Source organism: Streptomyces sp. SID5643 (assembly GCF_009872555.1).
Lineage (GTDB): Bacteria > Actinomycetota > Actinomycetes > Streptomycetales > Streptomycetaceae > Streptomyces > Streptomyces iakyrus.
This window is the reverse complement of record NZ_WWIC01000061.1, coordinates 22,535-48,075: the sequence shown is the minus strand read 5'-3', so window position 1 is coordinate 48,075 and position 25,541 is coordinate 22,535. Positions and strand designations below refer to the sequence as shown.

Below are 25,541 nucleotides of genomic sequence, written 5' to 3'. Positions count from 1 at the left end.
GTCATCCGCTCCCCGAGGGCAGCATCCACAACAGCCCGGCCAGCAGCACGACGATGACCCCGAACGACACCAGGGCCGCCGCCCGCCAGCGCCGGTACTCGGCACCGGCCGGCGGTGCGTCCGCCACCGGCCCCGCGGGCCCGGCCGCCGCCGGCACCCCGTGGGGCCACGTCGTGTCGGCCAGATCCCACAGCGCCAGCAGCCGCGCCTGGTCGGCCCCCGCCACCCGGCACAGCGCCTGCACCGCTCCGCGCGGCGGCTGTTTGGCCCCACTGAGATACCGCTGCCACGACGACTTGCTGTAGGCGGTCCGCCGGGCCAGCTCGGCGAGGCTCAGCCCGGTGCGGTCCTTCAGGGTCCGCAGCTGCTCGACCAGGTGCCGCGCCTCCCTCGGCAGTACGTCCGGAAGCGGCCGCCAGCGTGTCATGGTCGTCCCCCCACTGCTCGCCGCCGCCCCGCCCCCGGACACCGGCCCCTCCCCACCGCACCGTTCGACGCCGGTCCGTCCCGGCCAGTTCCCCCGGGTGGCGGGCGCGCGACGCGTACGAGGGGTGTGCGGCAGACGCCCGCACGCCCACGGGCCGGGCCCTGTGCGCCGGTCGGGGCGGGGCGCTGGGGGCCGAGCGCTCGTGCCCGGCCCGGAGCGCTCCTACGCGCGCGGCGCCGCCGTACTCGCCCGTTCCACCAGGCGCGTCGACAGCTCGGTGCGCGTGCTCTCGGGACGGTGCCCGTCCATCATGCGCAGCAGCGACCGCAGGGCCGTCGCGGCCATCTCGGACAGCGGCTGGCGGACGGTGGTCAGGGCGGGGGAGGCCCAGCGGGCCTCGGGCAGGTCGTCGAAGCCGACCACACTGATGTCGTCCGGGACCCCCAACCCCCTTTCGGCCAAGGCCTCGTAGACACCCAGCGCCATCCGGTCCGAGCAGACGAAGACGGCGGTCGGCGGCTCGGGCAGGTCGAGGAGCTCCAGCATGCGGCGGTGGGCCACGCTCTCGTCGAAACCGGCGTGCCGGACGTACTCGGCGCGGTGCCGGACCCCGGCCGACGCGAGCGCCGAACGGTATCCGGCGACCCGCGCGCTGCTGCACATCGTGCGCCGTGGACCGGCGATGACCGCGATCCTCTCGTGGCCCAGGGACAGCAGATGCTCCGTGGCCGTCAGACCGCCCTGCCAGTTCGCGGCGCCCACCGAGACCACGCCCTCCGGCGGTTCCTGCACCGGGTCGATCATCACGAACGGTATGCGGTGCTGCTCCAGCCACGCGTACTGCGAGTCGCTCAGCTCGGCCAGGTTGAACAGGACCCCGGAGGAACCGCGGGCGACCAGCTTGTCGAGCCAGCCGCGTTCCGGGCGGCCGACCCGGGAGCGGATCAGGGCCGCCGACACCACGACCTCCAGGCCCGCGTCGTGCGCCGCGTCCTCCGCCCCGTGCAGCACCGCGCCCGACCAGGAGCTCTCCAGCGAGTGCACGACCAGATCGACCAGCCGGGGTGCCTTCGCCGCTTCGAAGCGGGGTCTGCGCACGTAGCCGAGCCGGTCGAGTGCCTCGGTGACACGGCGGCGGGTCTCGGGTGCCACGTCCTCGCGGCCGTTGACCACCTTCGACGCGGTCGGCACCGACACCCCCGCCTCGCGCGCCACGACCGCCAGCGTCGGACCGGCAGCCGTGCTCGCACTCGCCGTACGGACCATCGGGAACCCACCTCTCCGGCCCGCCCGAGGGCCGTGGAAAGTTTCGACCAGCTCTGCGCACGGCGGACACGGAGGACCGCAGGGCAGAAAGCGCTTCCTACTGTAGGTGCGGCGCAGGACGGGTGGAAGAGAAGTGAATTCGCCGCTTGACGCCGGTCAAAACTTTCGAAACCCCGAACAACTCGCTCAGCAGGGTGTGCAGATCAGCCGAAACGAGGCAGTCGCACACCGCGATCGGCTCCGTCTCGCGCGGCCAGGTCGCCGAGTAACCCGAACAGCCCTCCCGCCCGCCCGTGCACCGGAATACCGGAACACAATGAGTTGCTCTGATCTTCACGGTGCACGAGCGCGGTGAGGAGGCTGGTGGACGGATGACGGCAGACCAGACGGACCCCGTGGTGAGGACGCCCTTCGGTGCCCTGCGGGGCCGGTACGAACGCGGTGTCGCGGTCTTCCGCGGCATCCCGTACGCGGCCCCGCCCTTCGGCCCCCGCCGCTTCCGCCCACCCGTGCCCGTGCCGCCCTGGGACGGTGTCCGCGACGCGGGCGCCTTCGGCCCCACCCCGCCGAAACCGCCGTACTCCGACGCCTTCGCCCACTACCTGTCCGACCCGGTCGTGCCCGGTGACGACTGCCTCAACCTCAACGTCTGGACCCCGCAGCCCGCCCCCGGGGCCCGCCTGCCCGTCCTCATCTGGTTGCACGGGGGCGCCCTGACCCGAGGATCCTCCGCCGTACCCGTCTACGACGGCCACTCCTTCGCCCGCGACGGCGTGGTCTGTGTGTCCATCAACTACCGCCTGGGGGTCGAGGGCTACGGCCTGTTCCCGGACACGCCCCCCAACCCCGGCCTGCGGGACCAGATCGCCGCTCTGGCCTGGGTGCACGAGGCCATCGAGGCCTTCGGCGGCGACCCCGGCCGCATCACCCTGTTCGGCCAGTCCGCCGGGGCGATCAGCATCGGCGCCCTCCTCGCCGCCCCGCAGACCCAGGGGCTGGTGCGCCGGGCCGTCCTGCAGAGCGGACCGCCCGAGGCGTCCGAGCGGGCCAAGGTGCGGCGGATGGTGCGCCGGATGGCCGCACGGCTGAAGATCCCCGCCACCGCGGAGGCCTTCGCCGCCGTCGACCGCGACCTGCTGCTGCGCACCCAGGCCGAGGTGGGGAAGCGGAGCAGCCCGGTCGTCGGCGGCCCCGCCTTCGGCCTCGTCGTCGACGGCGACGTCGTCCCCCGCGACCCCTTGGAGGCCCTCACGGACGGCGGCGCCGCCCCCGGCGTCGAGCTGCTGCTGGGCTGGACCCGCGACGAGTACCGGCTGTGGCTGGTGCCGGGCGGTCTGCTGGAGCGCGTCGACCGGCTCGGGGCCGTCGCCGTCGCGGGCGCCATGGCCCGCTGCCACTGCGGCAGTGAGGTCCCGCGCGGCTACCGCACCCTGCATCCCGAGGCGGGCACGGCGGAGATCGTCGGCCAGCTCGTCACCGACCACCTGCTCCGCCTCCCCCTGCACCACCTCGCCGACGCCCGCACGGAACCGTCGTACGTCTATGAGTTCGCCTGGCCCTCGAACCTGCCCGGCCTCGGCTCGTGCCACGCGCTGGAGCTGGGCTTCGTCTTCGACACCGGGGAGGCCGCGGAGTCCCGGAAACTGGCGGGCGAGGGCGCGCCGCAGGAACTGGCGGACGCCATGCACGCGGCCTGGGTGCGGTTCGCCACGGACGGCGACCCGGGCTGGGAACGCTGGGACGCGGCCCACCCGGTGCGCGTCTTCGGAGACCGCGCACCGGACGCCGAGGACGGAGTCTCCTACACGGCGTACGGCCCCCGGGACCGAGAACTCGCCCTCTGGCAGGCAGACGCCCTCAGGCCCCCGGAACCCGCCCCCGTGACGGTCCCGGCCGATGTCTCGCCCGCCCGCGGTGCCGAACTGCGGTCGGCCGTACGGCGGCTGCGCCGCTCCGGCGCCCTGCGGCGTCACTGACGGCTGCTCACTCGCCGGGCGGGCAGGGTTCAGCGGGCCCCGCGGGGCTCAGCGGGCCCGGGGCGGTTCTTCCTCGTCATGGGGACCGCCGGGAGTGCGGTCCGCCGGCGCGCTACGCCGCCTCCAGCGCCCCCGCGATGCCCGCGACGCCGTCCGGACCGACCCGGCAGCAGCCGCCGATCAGCCGGGCCCCGGCCTGCTGCCAGCCCTTCACCTGGCCGGCGGTGAAGGTGGACCGGCCGGTCCAGGCACGGGCCCCGGCGTCCCAGATCTCCCCGCTGTTGGGGTAGACGACGACCGGCTTGCCGGTGACCCGCGCCGCCGTCGCGGCCGCGCCGTCCACGTCCTGCGGAGCGCAGCAGTTCACCCCGACCGCGATCACCTCGTCCGCCTCGGCGGCCAGGGCGAAGGCCTCCTCCAGCGGCTGCCCGGCCCGGGTGCGGTCACCGGCGACGGAGTACGTCAGCCAGGCCGGCACCCCGAGCCCGCGCACCGCCCGCAGCAGGGCCGCGGCCTCGTCCGCGTCCGGGACCGTCTCCAGGGCGAGGACGTCGGGCCCCGCCGCGGCCAGCACCTCGAGGCGCGGCCGGTGGAAACGTTCCAGCTCGTCCACGCTCAGCCCGTAGCGCCCCCGGTACTCCGAACCGTCCGCGAGCATCGCCCCGTACGGACCGGCCGAGGCCGCCACCCACAGGGGTCGCGACACCCCCGCCCGCCGGGCCGCCTCCCGGGCCGACTCCACGCTCAGCGCCATGAGTCCGGCCGCCCGCTCACGGGCGATCCCGCGCTGGGCGAACCCCTCGAACGTGGCCTGGTAGCTGGCCGTGATCGCCACGTCCGCCCCCGCCCGGAAGTAGGCGAGGTGCGCCTCGGTCACCGCCTCCGGCTGTTCGGTGAGCAGCCGCGCCGACCACAGCTCGTCGCTCAAGTCGTGCCCGGCCGATTCGAGCTGGTTGGACATGCCGCCGTCGAGGACGACCGTCCCGGCGGCAAGGGCTTCGGCGAGGGTGATGGTGCTCGTCATGCGAACGACCGTAGCCGAGATCCGTCCGCGGCCCCCAGCCGAATGTGTCCATCAAATGAACAGGTCGACCAGCATATGGGATGCCGGTTACGATCAGGATCCTCCCCCTCCGCTTGTACAGGAACCCTCATGACCGTCCCCAGCCCCACCGAGGCCGCCCAACCCGCCGAGCCGGCCACCCCCGCGGCGCCCGCTCCCCGCCGCACCTTCGGCCTCGCCGCCGCCACGGCCCTCGTCATGGGCAACATCATCGGCGGCGGCATCTTCGCCCTGCCCGCCACCGTCGCCCCCTACGGCACGGTCAGCCTGCTCGCCTTCCTCGTGCTCTCGGTGGGAGCCGTCCTGCTCGCGCTGCTCTTCGGCAAGCTGGCCCGGCGCAGCCCCGTCACCGGCGGCCTCTACGTCTACCCGCGGGACGCCTTCGGCGAGTTCGCCGGGTTCCTGTCGGCCTGGTCGTACTGGACGATGTGCTGGGTCAGCATCGCCGCCCTGGCCGTCGCGGTCGTCGGCTACGTCGACGTCCTGATACCCCTGCACGGCGACCACACCCTCCAGGCCCTCGTCGCCCTGGCCGCCCTCTGGCTGCCCGCCGCCGCCAACTTCGCGGGCACGCGCTGGGTCGGCACGGTGCAGGTCGTCTCCACGATCCTGAAGTTCGTCCCGCTGCTCCTGCTCGCGACGGTCGGCCTGTTCTTCGTCGACGCGGACAACTTCGGCCCGTTCAACGCCTCCGGTCAGAGCGTCTCCGGGGCGCTCGCCGCCTCCGCCGCCCTGCTGCTGTACAGCTTCCTCGGGGTCGAGTCGGCAGCCGTCAGCGCCGGTGAGGTCCGTGACCCCGAGCGCACGGTCGGCCGGGCGAGCGTCCTCGGCACGCTGGCCTCCGCCCTCGTCTACGTCCTCGGCACCGTCGCCGTCTTCGGGTTGGTCCCGCACGACCGGCTCGTCGGCTCGGGCGCCCCCTTCGCCGACGCCGTGAACGCGATCACCGGGAGCGGCTGGGGCGGCACCGCCATCGCCCTGGTCGCCGTCGCCTCGATCACCGGCTGCCTCAACGGCTGGATCCTCATGGCCGCGCAGATGCCGTACGCCGCGGCCCGCGACGGCCTCTTCCCGGCGCCGTTCGCCCGTCTCGGCAAGGGCGGCGTCCCCGGCTTCGGGGTGTGGGCCTGCGCCGTCCTCGGCACCCTCCTCATCGGCCTCAACTACACGGCCGGCCCGGACACCACCTTCCGCGTCCTCGTCCTGATCACGACGTTCACCGGCTGTGTGCCCTACCTGCTGTCGGCCGCCGCCCAGTTGTACTGGCTGGCCCGCGGCACCCGCGAACGCGTCCGTCCCGCGGGGCTCGCCCGGGACCTGACGGTCGCCGTGCTCTCCTTCGGCTTCTCGTTCTGGCTGATCGCCGGTGCCGGGTACGCCGCCGTGTACCAGGGCGTGCTGTTCCTCTTCGCCGGGATCCCGGTGTACGTGTGGCTGCGGGGACGCAAGGACACCGCGGGGGCGGCGGCATAGCATCGGGGGATGCCCGAGGTCGCTGAAGCGCATGCCGAAGTCCGTGAGGTCCTGGGAGTCCCGGCGCACGAGGCGGTGTTCGAGCCGCTCCCGCACAACCCGTACAACGGTGTCACGGCCGGGGTGTGGCGGGTCACCGGCGGCGGCCGCTCGGCCGTCCTGAAAGTGCTGACGCGCACGAAGGAGACCAGCACCGCGTGGTCGGCCTCCAACGACCCGCGCCACTGGAACTTCTGGCGCCGGGAGGCGTACGTCTACCGGTCCGGGCTCGCCCGGGTCTGGCAGCGGCACGGCGTCCGCGCGCCCCGGCTGCTGGAGTGCGCCGAACGCCCGGACGGCGACGTGGCGTTGTGGCTGGAGGACGTGCCGGGCGAATCCGCGACGACCTGGTCCCTCGACCGCCACGTCGACCACGCGCACCGCCTGGGCACCGCCCAGGGCGCGGTCGGCGCGGGGGAGGACGCCCCGTGGCTCTCGCAGGGCTTCCTGCGCCACTACACGTCGGACAGGACCACGGGTGAAGCCCTGCTCGACGACGACGAGTCGTGGCAACACCCCCTGATCCAGCGGCACTTCCCGCCCGGCCTGCGCGAGGACATGGTGCGCCTCCACCACGACCGCACGTGGTTCCTCACGGTCATGGAGTCACTGCCCCGCGCCCTCTGCCACCTCGACCAGTGGCCGGCCAACGTCCGCTGCGGCGGCGCCGGCACCAGCGTCCTGCTCGACTGGGCGTTCACCGGCGACGGCGCCCTCGGCGAGGACCTCGGCAACTACCTCCCGGACTCCGTCTTCGACCTGTTCGTGCCCGCCGCCGAACTGCCCGGCCTGGCCAAGGCGGCGTACGACGCCTATGTGCACGGCCTGCGCGAGAGCGGCTGGCGCGGCGACGAACACCTCGTACGGCTCGGCGTGTGCGCCTCCGCCGTGAAGTACGACTGGCTCACGGCCCTGATGCTGGCGCGGGCGGACGAGGAGCCCGTGGCCTACGGCGGCGAGGGCACCGTGCCGGCCGAACTCCGCTACCGGGAACGGGGCCTGGCCCTGGCTTTCCTGGCCGAATGGGCGGCCGAGGCACGACGACTGGCTCCCCGGCTCGGGTTTCCCGAAGCCCCCAGCGGCCGCTGAACCCCGCAACGGAACGGAACGGTCATGGCACGCGTCGTCGAGTTGTCGTACTACCCCGTCAAGGGCTGCGCCGGCGCGTCGGCGGCCGAGGCGCTGGTGACGCCGGCCGGACTGGCGCACGACCGCAGCTTCATGGTCGTCGGTGAGGACGGCGTCCACCGGACGCAGCGCCGCGATCCACTGCTGGCCGTCATCCGCCCCCTCATCACGCCCGACGGCGATCACCTCACGCTCACCGCACCCGGCGCCGAGGCCCTCCGCCTCCGGGTGGACACCTCCGGCGCCCGCCGGAAGGTCGACCTGTTCGGAACCGCTTACCAGGGCATCGACCAGGGCGACGAGGTGGCGGACTGGCTCACGGACGTGCTCGGCGCACCGAGCCGTCTGGTCCGGACACCGCCGGAACACCACCGGGTGACCGACGGCCGGACACCCGGCACCTCGGGCTACGCCGACAGCAGCGCCCTGCACGTCATCTCCCGCGCCACCCTCGACCTCCTCGACACCCGGCTGACCGCCCGCGGTGCCCACCCCGTCCCCCTGAACCGCTTCCGCCCCAACATCGTCATCGACGGCTGGGACGACCCCCACACGGAGGACCGCGCCCACCGCCTCCGCATCGGCGACACCGACCTCGGCTACGCCAAACTCGCCATCCGCTGCGCGGTCACCCTGGTCGACCAGCACACCGCCACCCGAGCGGGACCGGAACCCCTGCGCACCCTCGCCGCCTACCGGCGCGCCGCCCAGGGCGGAGTCGCCTTCGGCACGAAGTGCGCGGTGCTCCGGCCCGGCAGGATGGCGGTGGGGGACGAGGTGACGGTGACGGTGTGGGGGGATTCGGAGCTGTGAGCACCGGACGGGTCAACGCCGCGCGTGGCCCGCGTGCCGCCCGCCCCGGCGGCCGCCCCGCCCCCGTAGCGCCGCCAGCGGCACCGCGAGGCTGATGGTCAGGCCGGCGGCGAGGGCGTAGGGCCACCAGCCGAAGCCGACGGCTTCCGAGACGCCGGCGCTGCGCGGGTTCGCCGGGGCCGGGGCGGCCGGGGCGGTGGCAGAGCGGCCGGGGGAGGTGACCGCCGTCAGGACGACGTCGTTGCCGTCGCCGCCCCGGTAACTGATCCGGTAGGGCGCGTCCGCCCGCTCCAGAAGGGCGCCTTCCCCCAGGCCGGTGAAGGTCCCCGAGGTTCTGGCCCTGCCCTTGTTGTCGAGCACGGTGATCTCGCGAGCGGCGAGGGAGGCGGCCGGCACGTCGAGGCGCCCGGCCAGCCGGGCCCGGCCCGTCACCGTCAGCGGCTTGTCCCGCAGGACCAGCGTGCCCTTCGGGCTCTGGGTGTAGGGGCTGTCGACGGAGAGGCCCGTCGTGACGGTGCCGGCGTTGGTGACCGCGCCGCTCACCGTGCCCTTGCCGGTCAGCGTCGTCACCACCCGCAGGCCCGCCCGGCCCGCGTCCAGCCGTGCGCCGGACGAGGTGAGCCGGATCGACCTGCTGTGGGTGAGAGTGGCTCCGCCGCGCAGGGCGAGGGTGCCTTCCAGGACCGTCGTCGGCCCGGTGTACGTCACCGCCCGGCCGGTCAGGGTCGTCGGGGCGGTGCCCGACCGGGTGAGGGAGCCGCTGCCGCCGACGCGGGACAGGGTGAGGGGCCTGGTCCTGTTGCGCAGCACCAGGGAGCCGTCGTTGACGAGCCGGTAGTGGGCGCCGGCGGTGTACAGGCCGCCGTCGCCGCCCCGTTCGCCGCTGCCCAGGCGCAGGACAGCACCCTTCTCCACCGTGGTGGAGCCGTCGTAGTACTGGACGGCCGCGAAGGTCACGTCGTTGCCGGGGGTGCCCGCGATGACGACGTCGCCGGCGCCGGGGGCCGAGAGGGTGTCGTGGAATCTGCCGCCGCCGATGGGGGCGCCCAGTGTCACCGGGCCGTTGTAGTCGAAGGTGAGCCGGGAACGGGAGCGGGCCGCCAGCAGGTTGATGTAGACGGTCTCCGCCGTGCCCGGCATGAAGATCCGGTCGGTCGTGCCGTCGCCCCAACGGACGTCCGCGCCCTTGATGTTGGTGCCCCGCTTGTTGACGTTCCTGCGGGCCGGCGTCCAGTTGAGGGCCGGGTCGCTGAGCGACGGGTCCGTGTCACCGCCCCGGTCCGACCAGCTGTACTGCCCGCTCAGGACGACTTTTCCGCCCGGCCGCGACTGGACGTTGATGTCGCTGCCGTACTCGCGCTGGTAGAAGTCCGTGTCCATGGTGACGGTCCGGCCCAGCGGGGTGTCGACCGTCCAGGTGCCCTGGTTGAGGATCTTGCGCACGCGCGGGAGTGAGGTCGCGTACTCGGGCCGCCCGGCGTTGGTCTGCGTGCCGTTGTCGATCACCCCGGAGAAGGAGTGGGTGCCCGACAGGTCCCAGGTGCCCCACAGGAATCTGGGCTGCGTGATCAGGCCCGAGCCGCTGATCGTGCCCAGGTTGTAGGCGCTCTTCAGCGACAGCCGCAGGGTGCCGTCGACCCGGATGTTGTCCTGGTTGAGGCGGAACGCCGGGGTGTTGTACGGGAAGCGGCCGATCAGGCCCGTCGTACCGCCGTTGCCGTACTGGAGCGTCGCGCCCCGCTCCACCGTGACCGCCGGCGGGTCGGGGCGGGTGACGGTGACGTACGGGTGATGGCCGCCCGGCGTCCGTACCTGCTGCCGCTGCCGGGACTTCGGGAGCGTGAAGTCGCTGTCCCTGGTGAGGACCAGCGTTCCGCTGCCGCGCACGGTGAGCGTCCCCTCGCCGCGGAAGACGCCGTCGTACGTCGTCGTCCCGGGCGGCACGGTGACGACCGTGTCGCCGTCGAGCGTCACGCTCCGGCCGGCCAGCACGTCGGCCGTGACGTCCCGGGGACCGGCGGCGGCCGCCGGGGGAGCGGTGAGCAGGGAGGCGACCGCCGCGAGGACGCCCGCGGCCGCTGCTGTGGTGTGGGTGAGGCTGGGCACATCACCGGAGACGGGCCATGTCCCCGCCGATAACAGAAACTTCGGCGGCTTCCGTCTCCGGGCCGGGCCGGACGGGTTCGTCCCGCCGGACCCGTTGACCTGCTCGTGTCACCCCCTTACCTTTCCAGCGTTCGTAATGACAGATGGCGTTCGAAATCTCAGACGCCGCATCGGACGACGACGCCGTGTGTCCCCCATGGAGAGGCAGGCCCCACCGCATGAGCCGCGACCGCGACCACGCTCTGCCCGAACCCCCCAGCCGCAGACTGCTGCTGAAGGGCGCCGCAGCCGCCGGTGCCCTGGCCGCAGTCCCCGCCCTCACCGGCGTCGCCGAGGCGGCGCCCCAGGGTGAAACCGCTGCCGGAACACCCGCCGGGCGCCCCCAGCCGGCCCCCTTCGTGAACCCCCTCGTCCGCAACCGCGCCGACCCGCACATCCACCGGCACAAGGACGGCTTCTACTACTTCACCGCCACCGCCCCCGAGTACGACCGCATCATCCTGCGGCGCTCCCGCACCCTGGGCGGACTCGGCACGGCGGACGAGTCCGTCATCTGGCGCGCCCACCCCACCGGCCCCATGGGCGCCCACATCTGGGCGCCCGAACTGCACCGCATCGGCGGCAAGTGGTACATCTACTTCGCCTCCGCGCCCGCCGAGGACGTCTGGGCGATCCGGATATGGGTGCTGGAGAACGCCCACCCCAACCCCTTCAAGGGCACCTGGGTGGAGCGGGGCCAGATCAAGACGGCCTGGGAAACCTTCTCCCTGGACGCCACCACCTTCACCCACCGGGGCAAGCGCTACCTCGCCTGGGCCCAGCACGAGCCCGGACTGGACAACAACACCGGCATCTTCCTCTCCGAGATGGCGAACCCGTGGACCCTGAAGGGCCCGCAGGTGCGGCTCTCCACCCCGGAGTACGACTGGGAGTGCATCGGATTCAAGGTCAACGAGGGCCCCTACGTCCTCAAGCGCAACGGCCGCCTGTTCATGACGTACTCGGCCAGCGCCACCGACTCCAACTACTGCGTGGGCCTGCTGACCGCCGACGCCGACAGCCACCTCCTGGACCCCCTGAGCTGGGTCAAGTCGCCGGTCCCGGTCTTCACCAGCAACGACACGACCAAGCAGTACGGCCCCGGCCACAACTGCTTCACGGTCGCCGAGGACGGCCGCACCGACGTCCTCGTCTACCACGCCCGTCAGTACAAGGAGATCAACGGCGACCCGCTGAACGACCCCAACCGCCACACCCGCGTCCAGACACTCGGCTGGAAGCGCGACGGCACCCCGGACTTCGGCGTCCCCGTCGCCGACGCGGTGAAGGTGAGCGAATGACATGAGACGTGCGTACGCCACCCTTCTCGCCCTGTGCCTGGGCCTGTTCACGGCCCTCGCCACCGCCGGCCCCGCCCAGGCGGCGCCCCAGACCGTCACCAACGGCACCCAGTTCAGGGACACCTCGGGCAACCCCCTCCACGCGCACGGCGGCGGAGTCCTCAAAGTCGGCTCCTACTACTACTGGTTCGGCGAGCACCGCAACGCCGACAACACCTTCCGGTACGTCGACGCCTACCGCTCGACCGACCTGAAGAACTGGGAGTTCCGCAACCACGTCCTGACCGAGGTCGGCGACCCGGAGCTCGCCACCGCCAACATCGAGCGGCCGAAGGTCATGTACAACGCCGCCACCGGCAAGTTCGTCATGTGGATGCACAAGGAGAACGGCACCGACTACAGCGAGGCCCGCGCCGCCGTCGCCGTCTCCGACACCGTCGACGGCGACTACACCTGGAAGGGCAGCTTCCGGCCGCTCGGCCAGCACATGTCCCGCGACATCACCGTCTTCACCGACACCGACGGCGCCGGCTACATGATCTCCGCCGCCCGAGAGAACTACGACCTCCAGATCTACCGCCTCACCGCCGACTACACCGGCATCGCGAGCCTCGTCGCCAACCCCTGGCCCGGCGGACACCGCGAGGCCCCCGCCCTGTTCAAGCGCAACGGCGTGTACTTCATGCTGACCTCCGGCGCCACGGGCTGGAACCCCAACCAGCAGCAGTACGCCACGGCCACGAACATCGCCGGGCCCTGGTCCGCCATGAAGAACATCGGCGACGCGACGACGTACGGCTCGCAGACCGCGTTCGTCCTGCCCGTGCAGGGCACCTCGGGCACCTCGTACCTGTATCTCGGGGACCGCTGGGGCAACTCCTTCGGGGGCACCGTCAACGACTCGCGGTACGTGTGGCTGCCGCTGACCTTCTCGGGCTCGACCACCATGTCCATGTCCTGGTCGCCGGAGATCACCCTCGACACGGCGGCCGGAACCGTCACCGGTACGGCCGCCACGTACAACACGCTGATCGCCCGCCACTCCTCCAGGTGCGCGGACGTCACGAGCCAGTCGCTCTGGGCGGGCGCCCAGCTCAAGCAGTACGACTGCAACGGCGGAGCCAACCAGAAGTACTGGTTCAAGTCCGTCGGAAGCGGCTACTACCAGCTGATGGTCCGCAACAGCAGCCTCTGCGTGCAGGAGAACGCGAGCACGGTCACGCAGGAGAACTGCGCCTCCTCCACGACGAGCCAGCAGTGGTCGCTGACGACCACCGGCTCGTACGTGAACGTCAAGTCCCGCGTGAGCGGCGAGTGCCTGGACGTGAACGGCGCGTCCACCGCCAACGGCGCCGCGCTCATTACGTACACGTGCAACGGAGGCACCAACCAGCAGTGGACGCGCGGGACCTGACCGGCGCCGCGCCGGCAGGCCGATCGCGTCGATCGCGGTCCCCGCGCCGAGTCCCCGTGTCCGTCTTGCGGACGGACACGGGGACGCTGTGCGTGAACGTGTGATCGCCGCCTGCCCGGAGGTGTTGAATCGATTGCACGAAAGGGCTTTCATGCGTTCCAAAACAAGATCTGGGGAATGCTGCTCGGGGTCTAGAAAGCGCTTGTCCTGAGGGGTACGGTCCCCCTCCAGGTCTTGTCGTGCGCTGGGAGGAGCCCGAGTGAGACGTTTCAGCATCGCCGTCGTGGCAGCGGTGACCCTGGGGACCGCGCTGTCGTCCCTACCCGCCCACGCCGACGGGGAGAACGGCGGCCGCGGCCTCGCCCACTGCGCGGCCGGCACCTGCCACTTCGACGTCCCGCCCGGCACCTACGACGTACGGGTCACCCTCGGCGGGCAGGCGGCGTCCGGCACGAGCGTCAGCGGTGAGACCCGCCGCTCCCTGCTGCCGGAGACGGCCGTCCCGGCCGGCGAGCACGTCACCCGCAGCTTCACGGTGAACGTCCGCACCCCCGAGGGCGAGCCCACCGGCCCGGCCGGAACCCCCGGCCTCGACCTGCGGATCGGCGGCTCCGCCCCGGCCCTCGCCGGGATCGAGGTCAAGCGGGCCCGGCACACCCGACAGATCTTCCTGGTCGGCGACTCCACCGTCTGCGACCAGCCCGGCGACCCGTACTCCGGCTGGGGCCAGCAGCTGCCCCAGTACCTCCGCGAAGGGGTGTCTGTCGCCAACTACGCCGATTCCGGGGAGAGTACGGTCTCGTATCTGGGGAACCCGAAGCTGTGGGCCACCGTACGGCCCCTGATCCGCCCCGGCGATTCGGTGCTCGTCCAGCTCGCGCACAACGACAAGACCACGGACGAGGCCACCTACCGGGCCAACCTGGAGACCCTGGTCGCGGGCGTCCGGGAACGGGGCGGACAGCCGGTCCTTGTCACTCCCATCGTGCGGCGCTGGTTCAACTCCGACGGCACGCTGAACAACGGAACCGCGCTCCTGGTCAACGGCCTCGGTGTCGACCACCCGGCCGTCATCCGCTCGGTCTCAGCGGCGCACGGCGTTCCGCTGATCGACCTCACCGCGAAGACCAAGGCGCTGGTGGAGTCCCTCGGCGTGGAAAGCTCCAAGGCGCTGTATCTCACCAACGAGGCGCGGGACAACACGCACACCTCCGTGCGCGGTGCGGCGGCCTACGCCGCCCTGGTCCGCGATGAACTCGTCACCCGGCATCTGGTGCCCAAGGGCAAGGTGAGGGTGGGTTGAACCCCTGGGGCGCCCCGACCGGAACCGGGGCGCTCCAGGTCCGATCCGCATTTACCGGCCCCAGCACGAAAGACACCCGATGCAGCTGCCTCCCGACGACCGCACGACGTCCCCGTTCACCGGCTACACCCGCGCCCACTGGGAGGCGGCGGCCGACTCCCTGCTCACCGCCGTGGAGCCGTACGCGAGCGAGGACCGGGCGCTCTACCACCTGCCCGGCGACCGGGCCAGCTGGTCGGGGCGCCTCTCCGACGGCCTGGAGGGCTACGCCCGCACCCTGCTGCTCGCCGCCTTCCGCCGCGACGAGAAGGCCCTGGAACGCTACGCGACCGGCCTCGCCGCCGGCGTCTCGGGCGTCTGGCCCCGCATCGAGGACCGCAGCCAGCCCCTGGTGGAGGCGGCCTCCATCGCCCTGGCCCTCCGCCTGACCCGGGACCTGCTCTGGGACCGCCTCGACGACGGCGTACGCCGGCGGACGGCCGCCTGGCTGGGCGACGCCCTCACGGCGGAGCCCTGGCCCTGCAACTGGGAACTGTTCCCGGTCACGGTGGGCGGCTTCCTCGCCGACATCGGTTACGAGCCGGACGCCTCCCGCGCGGCGATCGACCGCGGCCTGGAACGCATCGAGCAGTGGTACGTCGGCGACGGCTGGTACACCGACGGCGACGGCCGCAAGTACGACTACTACAACGGCTGGGCGATGCACCTCTATCCGGTGCTGCACGCCTGGCTGGAGCAGGACGAACGACTGCTCGCCCTGTACGGCGACCGCCTCTCCCGGCACCTGGGCGACTACGCCCGCCTGTTCGGCGGCGACGGCGCGCCCCTGCACCAGGGGCGCTCCCTGACGTACCGCTTCGCCACCACCGCCCCGCTCTGGCTGGGCGCGCTGGCCGGCCGTACGCCCCTGCCGCCCGGCGAGACCCGGCGGCTGGCCTCCGGCGCGCTGAAGTACTTCCTCGACCGGAACGCGGTGGACGACCGGGGCCTGCTCACCCTCGGCTGGCACGGCCCCGACGAGTCCGTCCTCCAGGGCTACTCGGGCCCGGCCTCGCCGTACTGGGCGAGCAAGGGCTTCCTCGGCCTGCTCCTGCCGCCGGACCACGAGGTCTGGACGGCACCCGAGCAACCCGCCCCCGCCGAACGAGCGGACTTCGTCGCCCCCGTCGGCCCGCCCAACTGGCTGCTCCAGTCCACCCGTTCCGACGGTGTGGTGCGCCTCCACAACCACGGCAGCGAGGACGTCCGCTACGACCCGTACTACACGCGGCTGGCGTACTCCACCGTGACCACGCCGGCGGACACGTACGACAACAGCGTCCTGGTCGCCGGCGACCCGAGCCGCACCGGCATCGAACCGCTCGGCGCGGGCGAGGGCTGGGCGGCGTCCCGGCACACGGCGGGCGGGGGAGCCCGGGTGACGAGCGTGGTGCTGGCGCACGGGGCGGTGGAGGTGCGTGCGCATCTGGTCGCCGGGGCGGAGCCGGGGACGGCGGTCCGCGTGACCGGCTGGAACGCGCCGGACGGTCTCCGGGCGGAACTGCTCCCCGCGGTCGGCCTCGACGACGACCTCACCGGCGTCACCGCCGGGGATTCCACCCTGTTCGTCGCCCTGGCCCGGCTCACCGCCGACACGGACGCCGTCCCCCTGCCGGAAACCGTCGCAGTGATCGCTTCCGGGGACGGGGAGTTGACGGTCCGCTGGACTACGGGGAGCGAGGTTCGGGTCCGGCTGGACGGATCCGGCGTGCAGGTCGGCTGAGGTCATCGCGGCGAGGCCGGCCCCGCGGCCGCCGTGGTTCGGCCCGCGCCGAAGCGAACCGGGCCCACCATGGCGGCATGACCGCAGAACTGCAGCAGACACCGTCCGACAAGGCCGCGACCGACTTCGCCGGCCTCCACCGTGCCGGGGAGCCCCTGCTCCTGCCGAACGCCTGGGATCACGCATCCGCCCGGGCCCTGGCGGGGCAGGGCTTCCCGGCGATCGGGACGACGAGCCTGGGCGTCGCCGCGGCGGCCGGTCTGCCCGACGGGGCGGCGGCGACCCGGGAGGAGACACTGCGGCTCGCCGTCGCCCTCGGGTCCGAGCCGTTCCTGCTGTCCGTCGACGCGGAAGGCGGATTCAGCGACGACCCGGACGAGGTGGCGGAGTTCGCGCGGGAGCTGTACGCGGTCGGAGCGCTCGGCATCAACCTCGAAGACGGCCTCGGACCGGCCGCCCGGCACGCGGCGAAGATCACGGCGGTCAAGCGGGCCGCGCCCGGCCTGTTCGTCAACGCCCGCACGGACACCCACTGGCTGGGCGACGGCGACGGCACCCTCGCGCGCCTCGACGCCTACCAGCAGGCGGGCGCGGACGGGGTGTTCGTGCCCGGCCTCACGGATCCGCGCGGCATCGAGACCCTGGTGCGCCACCTGGAGGTGCCCCTCAACGTCCTCTACTCGCCCGGCGGCCCGCCCCTCGCCCGCCTCGCCGTCCTCGGCGTCCGCCGCGTCAGCCTCGGCTCGCTGCTGTACCGGCGGGCGCTGGGCGCGGCCCTGGAGACGGCGGCGGACCTCAGAGCCGGCCGGACGCCGACGGGGCCGACTCCGTCGTACGACGAGGTGGCGGGGTTGGCCGTGCCCGGCCGCGCGGCCGGGCCGGTGCCGACGGCGGAGTGAATCCAGCCGACGGCCGCTCGCCCGGTCCCACGCGTCGAGGACGGCGACCAGCGACGGGGACCATGGCCCAGGGGCCGGCGCCGAGGGGGTAGAGCTCGGCTATGACACCGGCCCCGTCACCGGATCGGGTGCGGTCGGGCAAGGTCCGTCGTCCTCTGGCGGGGCCAGTTCAGGAGCAGTACGTGCAGGGCGTCGATCGCCCGGTCCCAGGACGCCTGCACGTCACGAGCCGCGCCGAAGGCGCCGGTGGACTCCAGGGCGCAGTAGCCGTGGAAGGTGCTGCGCAGCAGGCGCACGGCATCGGTGAGGTCGGGTTCCTCCAGGCCGTAGGCGCGGAGCATGCCGTAGGTGACGTCGGCCGTGCGGCGCAGCGCGGGAGAGCCGGTGACGAGTTCCCGGTCGATGCGGATCTGTGTCGCGGCGTAGCGGCCGGGGTGCTCCAGGGCGTAGGCCCGGTAGGCGGCGGCGAAGGCGCCCAGCGTGTCCCGGCCGGCCTCCCGCCCCTCGACCGCCTCCGCGATCCGGTCGATCATCTCGCCACCGGCCAGCAGGGCCATACGGGTCCGCAGATCCTTCAGGCTCCGCACGTGGGTGTACAGACTCGCGTCCTTGACCCCGAAACGGCGGGCCAGCGCGGACAGGGTGACGTGCTCGAAACCGGCCTCGTCGGCGAGATCGGCTGCGGCCGCGACGAGACGCTCGGGGGTGAGACCGGCTCTGGGCATGGGGAGTTCGGGGTTACCTCTCGAAGAGGGCCATGTCGTTGGCGAAACAGATGATGAGCTGATTGTCGACGGCGGTGGCGGCGGTGGCGACGAGAGGGAGGCCGATGGTCTCGACACACTCACCGGTGCGGAGGTTCCACAAGCGGGCGGTGTGGTCGTCGGCGGCGGTGAGGGCGTGAGGCTCGCCGTCGAGAGTGACACCACTGATCGTGTGGATCGGGGCGCTGTGTCCGGTGAGGCGGAGAACGGTTTCTCCGGTGTGGAGGTCCCACAGGCGCACGATGTGATCGTGGCTGGCGGTGAGCAGGTGGGGGCGGTTGTCGAGGGTGATGCGGCACATCAACTCCACGGAGGCGGTATGCCCTGTGAGGACGCGCACGCACTGTCCGGTACGGAAGTCCCACAGGCGTACGTCGGGGCTGTAGGCGGTGGTGAGCGCGTGAGGCTGATCGCCGATCACCACACCGACGATGCGCTCGACGTTTGGGTCATCGGTCTGGAAGGTCTGCGAGCACTCTCCGGAACTCACGTCCCACAGCGTGACGGTGCCGTCAAAGGAAGAGGCGGTTACCAGGTGAGGACGGCCGTCGACGGCGAGGACGTCGTCGCCGCTGAGTTCGCCGGATCCTCCGCTGAAGCTGCGCACCTGCTGTCCCGTTCGCGCGTCCCAGAGGTGCGTGGTGCCGCCCTCGTCGACCGTGAGGGCGTGGGGTCGCTCATCGACGATGACGCAGCCGACGGCCTCCCCCCGATCCAGCAGTGCCAACACGTTGACGCACTCACCGGTGTCGGTTCTCCAGAGGCGAACCGACCCGTCGTAACTGCCGGTCAGAACGTGCGAGGGAACGTCCCGCACGACTGCCGTGATGTCGGTGATCCAGTCGGTGTGCCAGTCGCGGGACGGGACCGTGTCGGTGCTGGTCAGGTCCCAGAGACGGAGTGTCCCGTCGTACCCGGTGGAAATGGCGTGAGGGCGCCCGTCCATGTCCGAAGCACACAGAGACTGCACGAAGTTCGTGTGCCCGGTGAGGACCAGCCTGCATTCCCCGGTCCTGAGGTCCCAGAGTCGTACCGATTCGTCGTCACCGCCGGTGAGGGCGTGCGGATGATCATCGATGATGATGCCGCAGACGGCGCGTACGGAGCGGGTATGTCCCGAGAGGGAGCGGACACACACCCCGGTGCGCAGGTCCCAGAGGTGCACCTGAGCGCCGCTGGCGGTGAGGACGTGAGCGCCGCCGTCGACGGTCAAGACGCACGTCGCGCCGCCGAAACCGGCGAGAACGAGAGTGCGCTCTCCCGTGTGCAGGTCCCATGTGGCTGCGTTCCCGCGGAAATCCTGGGTGAAGACCTGGGGCCGGTCGCCGGCATTGGTGCCGCACACCCGCACGATGGCGTTCGCTGTCTCGAGCACCAGCTTGCATTCCCCGGTGCTCAGGTCCCACAGGCGCGCGGTCTCGTCCAGACTGCCGGTGAGGGCGTGCGGTCGGCCGTCGATGTCGATACCGTCGATGGTCTGGACGGCTGCGTAGTGGCCCTCCAAGGTGCGGACGGGCTCGCCGGTGTGCAGATCCCACAGGCGTACGGTCCCTTGGCCGTCGCTGATGAGGGCGTGGGGACGTCGGTTCAGCGTGACACCGCAGACGGCCATGGCCACCTCCGGTTCAGTCAGCGTGAGCGTGCACTCCCCGGTCCGGAGGTCCCACAGCTCCACCTTCGCACTGCCCCGGGTGAGAACATGCGGCCGGCCGTCGATGCCGATCTGACCCAGTGCGTGGACGCCAGGCCTCCCCACGGCCACCGTCCGCCGGTGCGCCGGATGCACCAGCCCTCCGGTGGCCCACCGCACCCGCCACGGGCGGCCCCGGGCCAGCCGCTGTGACAACTCCCCCCACCCGTACCGGGCCGCGTCCACCGACAACACGTCCCGCCGGTTCTCGATCGTCAGCCGCGGCAGCAGATGCGCCGACGCCCGGTAGACCGAGGCGACCCGCCGCCCCTGCTCACCGCCTGCCGAGTCCAGTGCGCGCAGCAGTGACGCCGGGTGCGCGTGCACCAAGTACTCCGCGTCGGTGAGCAACTGGTCCAGGATGCCTCCGGCCGCCGCGTGGCTGGCCAGGTGCGTGAGGATGTACGGGTGGGCCGTGGCCCAGTCCCGCTCCCCGGCGATCGGATCGGCCGGCACCAGAGCGGCCAGCCCCGTCGCGACGGCCCGGTGGTGCTCCGCCGCCCTGCTGGGCACCCGCAGGTACTCCGCCATCGTCTCGTGGTACAGCCGGTACACCGACCCGGAACCGTTGTCCGACTCCGTGATGTACGACCCGGCGTTCTCGAACAGCCAGTCCAGGTCGTCGTTGGTGCAGGCCGTTCCGGACAGCGCCTCGGCCAGGGGCGCCCAGACCGTCGACCACGGCAGCCCCTCGCCCTGTGCGTACGCCAGGGGCCGCAGCAGGCGTACGACCCGCTGCCGTTCCGCCCCGAAACGGTCCAGGTACGCCGCGAACGCCTCGCGCGCGTCCCCCGGCAGGGACCGCTCCCAGCCGTCCGCCGACGTGTCGACGATCTCCTGCCGGTGCACCAGTGCCCGCGCGTTCATCCGGGCCACGAGGAAGGAACGCCCGGCCTGGGCCGCGATGCCGGAGGCGACCGTCCGGGCGAGCACGGGGTCATCCCGGTACGGGGAGAGGCTGTCCGGGTCGTGCGCGTCCAGCAGGACCGCGTGCGCGTACTCCGTCACCGCCTCGTGCGCGTGCTCGTCGGCGTCCAGGTCGATGACCTCGACCGCGTGGCCCAGGGCGGGGATCAGGTTGCGGCGGGTGCCGATCAGCAGACGCACCGCGGGCATGGCGGACAGCGGCTGGAGCAGCTCGCGGGCGATGCGCCGTCCCTCCGACTGGTCGCCCGCCGTGCCGGCCTCATCGAGGGAGTCGATCACAACGGTCACCGGGTCCGTGCGTTCGCCCAGCGCCTTGAGGAGTTCGTCCCGTTCCGCGTCCGGCAGGGCGAGGGCCGCCCCCAGGTCGCGGACCAGGTCCGTGCCCGTGACCCGGCGCGCCCAGAGGCGTATGACGTTCATGCCCGGCGGCGGCAGCCAGCCGGCGCCCGGATACGTCGTGCGGGCCGCGTGCTCCGCGTCGGTCAGTTCCAGGAAGCGGCCGAGCAGTGCGGACTTGCCTGAGCCCGGATCACCTGTGACGACTCTGGCCTTACGGTCGTGCGGTGCCCTGAGCCAGCCCGCCAGGGAGGACAGCGCGGGGATCCTGCCGGTGAAGTAGCTGCCCCGCTCGCCCGCGTGCTCCAGACCCCGTCCACGCGGCCCGTAATGGCCCTCGTGGCGCTTGCGCAACCGGGCGAGGACGGCGAGGTCCAGCCCGTCCCGCTCCGTCGCCGGTACGTACAGCCGGTTGTCGAAGAACGGATCCTGGCCCGCGCTGTCGACGACGGAGTGACTCGCGTGCTGGGTCGGGGAGTCGAGCAGCTCGTTGATCCGCGCGGTCACCTCCCGCACACTCAGGTACCGCTGGGACGGTCCCGCCTGCGGCTTGGCCAGCACCCGGGCCAGGGCGTCGACGAACTTGTTCTCCTTCGCCAGTTCCTTCCCGCGGGCCGCGGCCAGCACCGCGCGCTGGGCACTGCCGCGCCGCCGGTCCGTGAGCTGCGCCGCGAGCGTCGCGACGCTTTCCGTGCCGGCGCTCGCGAAGCAGGTGTCGAGGACGACCAGCAGATGGCCGACGTCGCTCTGCACGAGGGGCTCGGCGAAGTCGTCGCTCTTGACGGCCGTGGACGACCACAGGCCCGGGCGGTGGTTCGCGCACAGCAGGTGGTGCTTCGGGCCGTTCTTCTGGCCGTGGCCCGCGAAGTAGACGACCACGACGTCGTCGGCGCCCAGCCCCGTCTCCAGGGCCCACTCGTCCAGGCCTTCGACCAGCGCGTTGCGGGAAGGGTTGCGGGACAGGTCCTCCAGGACCCGCGTGTACCCCATGGGCGCGAGCAGCGCCGCCACCCGGTCCGCGTCCGGCACCGCTCCCGGCAGGTCCGGAACGCCGGAGTCCTTGTACACACCGACACCGACCGAGATCAGGAACCGCCTCCCGGCCCCCGGGCCGGTCACAGCAGCCCCTCCGCGACCGCCCGGCCCGTCTTGTGGGCCGTCAGGTAGCGCAGCAGGCTGTGCGGCTTGAGGCCGTTGTCGAGGGACTCGTCCGCCACCGCACCGAAGCGCGGGGCGAGTCGGTGGACGACCGCCACCACGTCGCCCGGGTCGGTCAGGTTGGTCCAGCGCCGGACGCCGCCCGGCCAGGCCCCCCGGCCCTCCTCCGGCAGCGGGCTCAGGCGGTTGAAGATCAGGGACAGGCCGAGCGGGGAGCCGACCGTCACCAGGTCGGTGACCGGCCACTCGGGGTGCTCGCACAGTGCCTCGTACGCCACCACCGAACCCAGCGAGTGCGCGACGACCACGCGCGTGTCGGGGCCGATCTCCTCCGCCACCCGGGCCCGGGCCTCCTGCCAGACGACGGGCTCGTTCATGTACCGCCGCACCTGCTTCAGGGCGAGCACCATCATGCGGTCGGAGTACGTGCCGAAGAACCGGGACCCCGACAGCGCGTCCAGCGCGGAGCGGACCCGCCGGGACAGCAGCCGTCCCGTGCCCGGGATCGCGCGGGTGCCGGGCTCGTCCGGGGCCGTGACCGCCGGGTCGGTGGCCGCGGCGGCCTCCCACCACGCCGTGAGCAACTCCGCTTCGAAACCGTCTTCGACGTCGTGCTCGTCCCAGGGCGGCACGCCGAGGCCGCGGGTGCCCTCTTCGAAGAAGACATTGCCGTAGAACGCGCAGGCGACGTCGTCCTCGGTGAGCCGCAGCCCCGAGCCGTGCCGTACGCCGTCACGCAGGGCCGGGACGACGTCCCGGCCCATCAGTGCCGACCCCGACCACTCGTGCCCGATCCCGTGCACCACCACGACCCGTGCCATCGCCCGTTCCCCCGGTGTCCGTCAGCGCAGTGCAGAGGGACCGAGCGTAGTACGGGGCACGGACCGGCGGAGCCGTTTGCCGTCACCGGGGACGCAGGAGCCCCAGGTCCGTGCCCCACGCGTCCAGGACCTCGTCGTGACCGGCCCGGCGCGCCGCCTCCTCGACACCGGCGAACAGGGCCCGCCGGGTGGGCGGGTCCCCGTCGGCCAGGATGCGCCACAGGGCCGGCAGGAGCCGGTCCGCGTCCCACCGGGGGTCCCCCAACGGCTGCCGCTCCAGCTCCCACCGCAGGTACTTGTTGCGCACGCCCTCGTCGCGCACGACGACGTGCAGGTCGTAGTCGGAGTGGACCGTCGGCATACCGGCGTGCACCCGGGAGCCGCTGAGGACGAGCCCGACGACGCCGGGATCGGCGGTCGCCCGGGAGATGAAGGCGTGCAGCGTCTCCTCGGGGGTCCGGCCGGGGACGGGGGCGTAGCTGTCGCGCACCATGACGATCTCTCCATGCGGAAACGTCCGCGGCGCACGCGCGGGCGGCGGCCGCGGAGACGGATCGGTTCGCATCTGCGGCGCCGGGGTGCGCCGCCCGAGAGATCACGTCACGGTCCCGAGGCTGCCCGTCCGGGCCGGCGGATTCAGGTCGTCGGGCAACCTGGCGCCTGTGAAAGGAAGTTGGCGGTCCTCCCGTCCGTCCGACAGTCGTAGGGTGGCCGGGAGGACGCAGTTCGGGGCGCGGGGGAGGCGGCATGACGCACGGGGCGGCGCGGCGAGAGGACGAACCCGGCAGCTCAGCCGGCAGCCCGTCCGCCGACGCGCCGTCCGACCCGCGCCCGCTGTGGCGGCAACGCGACTTCGGGATCTTCTGGGCCGCACAGACCCTCTCGGTGCTCGGCGACTCCTTCGCCCTGATCGCCCTGCCCCTGCTGGTGCTGGAGGCCACCGGATCGGTCGCGCGGATGGGCCTGCTGACGGCCGTGGGAGGGGCGGCGGCGGTCGTGGCGGCGGTGTTCGCCGGGGCGGTCGTGGACCGGGTGGACCGGCGCCGGCTGCTCATCGCCTGCGACCTGGTACGCCTGGTGCTCTACGGGCTGATCCCGCTGGTGTGGCTGTTCGGCCCGCAGCTCTGGCTGCTGTACGTGGTGCTGCCGCTGTGCGAAGCCGTCGGCATGCTGTTCGCGGTCGGCTACGTCACGGTCGTGCGCGCGCTGGTCGGCACCGGGCAACTCACGGAAGCCAACGGGCGGTTGAACGCCACGGCCGCCGCAGCGGGCGTCCTCGGCCCGCTGTGCGCCGGTCTGGTCGCCGCCTGGTCAGGACCGGCGGCGGCCGTGGGCGTGGACGCTGTCAGCTTCGGGCTCTCCGCCACCTGCCTGCTCTTCGTCCGCTTCCGCAAACACGCCCCCGACGACCGGCAGGACAGCCGTACCGGCCTCTGGCAGGACCTGCGCACCGGTGTCGCCTTCCTCCGCGGCCATCCCGTGCTGCGCTCCCTCACCGCCCTGCTGTTCGGCTTCAGCTTCCTCACTCTCGGCCTGAACGACCTGGTCATCTACCACCTCAAGCACGACCTCGGCCATGACGACCGCACGGTCGGCACGGTCATGGCGGTCGGCGCGCTCGGCGCCATCACCGGCGCCCTGCTGGTGGCCCGGGTCCGCCGCCGGTTCGGCTTCGGCCCGACGTGGACCGGCTCCGTCGCCGTGTGCGGCCTGGCCTTCGCCGGTCTCGGCTGGGCCCGCGACGTCCCCGTCGTCGCGGCCCTGAGCGCCGCTTTCCTGGCCTGCGCCGGCATGGCGGGCACCTGCTCGATGTCGCTGCGCCAGGAGGTCACCCCCGAACACCTCCTGGGCCGCGTCACCTCCGCCTTCTGGACCCTCCAGTACGCGGCGGCGCCCATCGGCGCGGCCGTCCTGACCTGGGCCGCGGAGGAGCAGGGCACGACCCCGGTCGCCCTGGTGGCCGGGGCGACCTGCGTCGCCCTGGCCGCCACGGGCCTGCTCACCCCGATCCGGGGCGCCGGCCGGACCGTCAGCCGTTGATCCCGCTGTAGTGCCGCAGGCTCCACCGCCACAGCATCCGCGCCGCCAGGTACGCCAGCAGCCCCAGCAGGGGTGAGGCCGCCGCCACCCAGTACGGGACGCCGGTCGAGTGGCCGTGGCCCGTCAGGACCGCCGCCGGGAAGTACGCGACGAACGCGAGCGGCAGGCCGTAGGTGAGGAAACCGCCCACCGCCCTGGGCAGGACGTTCAACGGGTAGCTGCCGAAGGTGCCGAGGAGTTCCTCCAGCCAGCGGCCCCACATGTCGGCGGCCGGGAAGCGCAGGGACGCGCTGGCCACGACCGTGAACAGGGCGGCCTCCAGCAGCATCCCGCCGAGCACGGCCGCGACGAGGTAGCCCACGCGGCCCGTCGTCCAGTCCAGGTCGCTGCGGGAGAGCGCGCCCACCATCAGGCCCGCCGCGACCGTCAGGTCACCGATGGCGTTGGTCGGGAAGAACGCCAGCTGCACCTGACGGTGGACCGGCATCGGACGCATCAGGTAGATGTCGATACGGCCTTCCTGGACCTGCCGGCCGGCCCAGTGCATGCGCCCCAGGAACAGCACGAACAGCCCGTGCGCCAGCATCCGCGTCGCCGGGATCAGCAGCACGTCGGAGCTGTCCCAGCCGCCCATCCCGGCGAACCGCGACAGCAGCACCGTGGCGAACACGATCACCGACACCTGCCAGATCGCGCCGATCGCGATCATCAGCAGGAACTCGGTGCGGTACTCCATCTGCGCGCGGAAGTTGAGCGCCGTCACGCGCCACACGATCCGCAGAGCCTTGAGCGACAT

19 protein-coding genes are annotated in these 25,541 nt (G+C 72.6%); 10 read left to right on the top strand and 9 right to left on the bottom strand.

Translation table 11 applies throughout. The annotated features are described in order from the left end of the window. Position 1: 1 nt before the first annotated feature. Positions 2 to 427: a helix-turn-helix domain-containing protein gene (locus GTY56_RS07550; protein WP_033306724.1), complete on the bottom strand. Its 426-nt coding sequence runs from the start codon at positions 425 to 427 to the stop codon at positions 2 to 4. Between the two features lie 222 nt (positions 428 to 649). After that, a complete protein-coding gene (locus GTY56_RS07545) occupies positions 650 to 1,693 on the bottom strand; it encodes a LacI family DNA-binding transcriptional regulator (protein WP_161363750.1) in 1,044 nt (347 codons plus the stop codon). 371 nt (positions 1,694 to 2,064) lie between these two features. Between GTY56_RS07545 and GTY56_RS07540 the strand changes: the two genes are divergently transcribed. Continuing rightward, positions 2,065 to 3,669, top strand: a complete 1,605-nt coding sequence (locus tag GTY56_RS07540; RefSeq protein ID WP_161363749.1) for a carboxylesterase/lipase family protein — start codon at positions 2,065 to 2,067, stop codon at positions 3,667 to 3,669. Positions 3,670 to 3,781: 112 nt separating this feature from the next. Here GTY56_RS07540 and mmuM read toward each other — a convergent pair whose 3' ends face one another. Further along, positions 3,782 to 4,693 (bottom strand): homocysteine S-methyltransferase, encoded by a 912-nt coding sequence (mmuM, locus tag GTY56_RS07535; RefSeq protein WP_161363747.1) that lies wholly within the window; start codon positions 4,691 to 4,693, stop codon positions 3,782 to 3,784. Positions 4,694 to 4,822: 129 nt separating this feature from the next. Here mmuM and GTY56_RS07530 point away from each other — a divergent pair, with 129 nt between their 5' ends. From GTY56_RS07530 to GTY56_RS07520, 3 genes are read left to right on the top strand one after another with little or no spacing between them, the layout of a single operon-like run. After that, positions 4,823 to 6,205 (top strand): amino acid permease, encoded by a 1,383-nt coding sequence (locus GTY56_RS07530; RefSeq protein WP_161363745.1) that lies wholly within the window; start codon positions 4,823 to 4,825, stop codon positions 6,203 to 6,205. Between the two features lie 9 nt (positions 6,206 to 6,214). Beyond that, positions 6,215 to 7,333 (top strand): aminoglycoside phosphotransferase, encoded by a 1,119-nt coding sequence (locus tag GTY56_RS07525; RefSeq protein ID WP_161363743.1) that lies wholly within the window; start codon positions 6,215 to 6,217, stop codon positions 7,331 to 7,333. A 24-nt stretch (positions 7,334 to 7,357) separates the two neighbouring features. Further along, a complete protein-coding gene (locus GTY56_RS07520; RefSeq protein ID WP_161363741.1) occupies positions 7,358 to 8,185 on the top strand; it encodes an MOSC domain-containing protein in 828 nt (275 codons plus the stop codon). A 12-nt stretch (positions 8,186 to 8,197) separates the two neighbouring features. On the opposite strand, the gene GTY56_RS07515 is transcribed toward GTY56_RS07520, so the two are convergent. Continuing rightward, positions 8,198 to 10,291, bottom strand: a complete 2,094-nt coding sequence (locus GTY56_RS07515) for an autotransporter (protein WP_161363738.1) — start codon at positions 10,289 to 10,291, stop codon at positions 8,198 to 8,200. 218 nt (positions 10,292 to 10,509) lie between these two features. Here GTY56_RS07515 and GTY56_RS07510 point away from each other — a divergent pair, with 218 nt between their 5' ends. The 5 genes from GTY56_RS07510 to GTY56_RS07490 all read left to right on the top strand — a co-directional run bounded on the left by GTY56_RS07510 (position 10,510) and on the right by GTY56_RS07490 (position 17,009). After that, a complete protein-coding gene (locus GTY56_RS07510; protein WP_161363736.1) occupies positions 10,510 to 11,631 on the top strand; it encodes a glycoside hydrolase family 43 protein in 1,122 nt (373 codons plus the stop codon). Position 11,632: 1 nt separating this feature from the next. Continuing rightward, positions 11,633 to 13,045, top strand: coding sequence for an RICIN domain-containing protein (locus GTY56_RS07505; RefSeq protein WP_161363734.1), 1,413 nt, complete (start codon positions 11,633 to 11,635; stop codon positions 13,043 to 13,045). Positions 13,046 to 13,304: 259 nt separating this feature from the next. Continuing rightward, the gene (locus tag GTY56_RS07500; protein ID WP_161363732.1) at positions 13,305 to 14,348 is read left to right on the top strand and encodes a GDSL-type esterase/lipase family protein; all 1,044 of its coding nucleotides are present in this window, start codon (positions 13,305 to 13,307) and stop codon (positions 14,346 to 14,348) included. A gap of 79 nt (positions 14,349 to 14,427) precedes the next feature. Continuing rightward, positions 14,428 to 16,110 carry a DUF2264 domain-containing protein gene (locus tag GTY56_RS07495; protein WP_161363730.1) on the top strand — a complete coding sequence of 561 codons (1,683 nt, stop codon included), beginning with the start codon at positions 14,428 to 14,430 and terminating at the stop codon, positions 16,108 to 16,110. A gap of 77 nt (positions 16,111 to 16,187) precedes the next feature. Further along, positions 16,188 to 17,009, top strand: coding sequence for an isocitrate lyase/PEP mutase family protein (locus tag GTY56_RS07490; protein ID WP_161363728.1), 822 nt, complete (start codon positions 16,188 to 16,190; stop codon positions 17,007 to 17,009). Between the two features lie 116 nt (positions 17,010 to 17,125). Here GTY56_RS07490 and GTY56_RS07485 read toward each other — a convergent pair whose 3' ends face one another. From GTY56_RS07485 to GTY56_RS07470, 4 genes are all read right to left on the bottom strand, one after another. Further along, positions 17,126 to 17,734 carry a TetR/AcrR family transcriptional regulator gene (locus GTY56_RS07485; RefSeq protein ID WP_161363726.1) on the bottom strand — a complete coding sequence of 203 codons (609 nt, stop codon included), beginning with the start codon at positions 17,732 to 17,734 and terminating at the stop codon, positions 17,126 to 17,128. 13 nt (positions 17,735 to 17,747) lie between these two features. Beyond that, complete coding sequence (locus GTY56_RS41085) at positions 17,748 to 21,845, bottom strand: caspase family protein (protein ID WP_161363724.1); 4,098 nt, start codon at positions 21,843 to 21,845, stop codon at positions 17,748 to 17,750. Continuing rightward, positions 21,842 to 22,705: an alpha/beta hydrolase gene (locus GTY56_RS07475; protein WP_161363722.1), complete on the bottom strand. Its 864-nt coding sequence runs from the start codon at positions 22,703 to 22,705 to the stop codon at positions 21,842 to 21,844. Before GTY56_RS07475 ends, GTY56_RS41085 begins: the two co-directional genes overlap by 4 nt. A gap of 82 nt (positions 22,706 to 22,787) precedes the next feature. Beyond that, on the bottom strand, positions 22,788 to 23,198 hold the full coding sequence (locus tag GTY56_RS07470; RefSeq protein WP_161363720.1) for a nucleotidyltransferase domain-containing protein: 411 nt from the start codon (positions 23,196 to 23,198) through the stop codon (positions 22,788 to 22,790). Positions 23,199 to 23,452: 254 nt separating this feature from the next. Here GTY56_RS07470 and GTY56_RS07465 point away from each other — a divergent pair, with 254 nt between their 5' ends. After that, positions 23,453 to 24,745 carry an MFS transporter gene (locus GTY56_RS07465; RefSeq protein WP_161363718.1) on the top strand — a complete coding sequence of 431 codons (1,293 nt, stop codon included), beginning with the start codon at positions 23,453 to 23,455 and terminating at the stop codon, positions 24,743 to 24,745. Here the strand turns inward: GTY56_RS07465 and GTY56_RS07460 are convergent. Beyond that, a complete protein-coding gene (locus GTY56_RS07460) occupies positions 24,735 to 25,541 on the bottom strand; it encodes an ABC transporter permease (RefSeq protein ID WP_161363716.1) in 807 nt (268 codons plus the stop codon). The two genes, GTY56_RS07465 and GTY56_RS07460, sit on opposite strands and share 11 nt — an antisense overlap.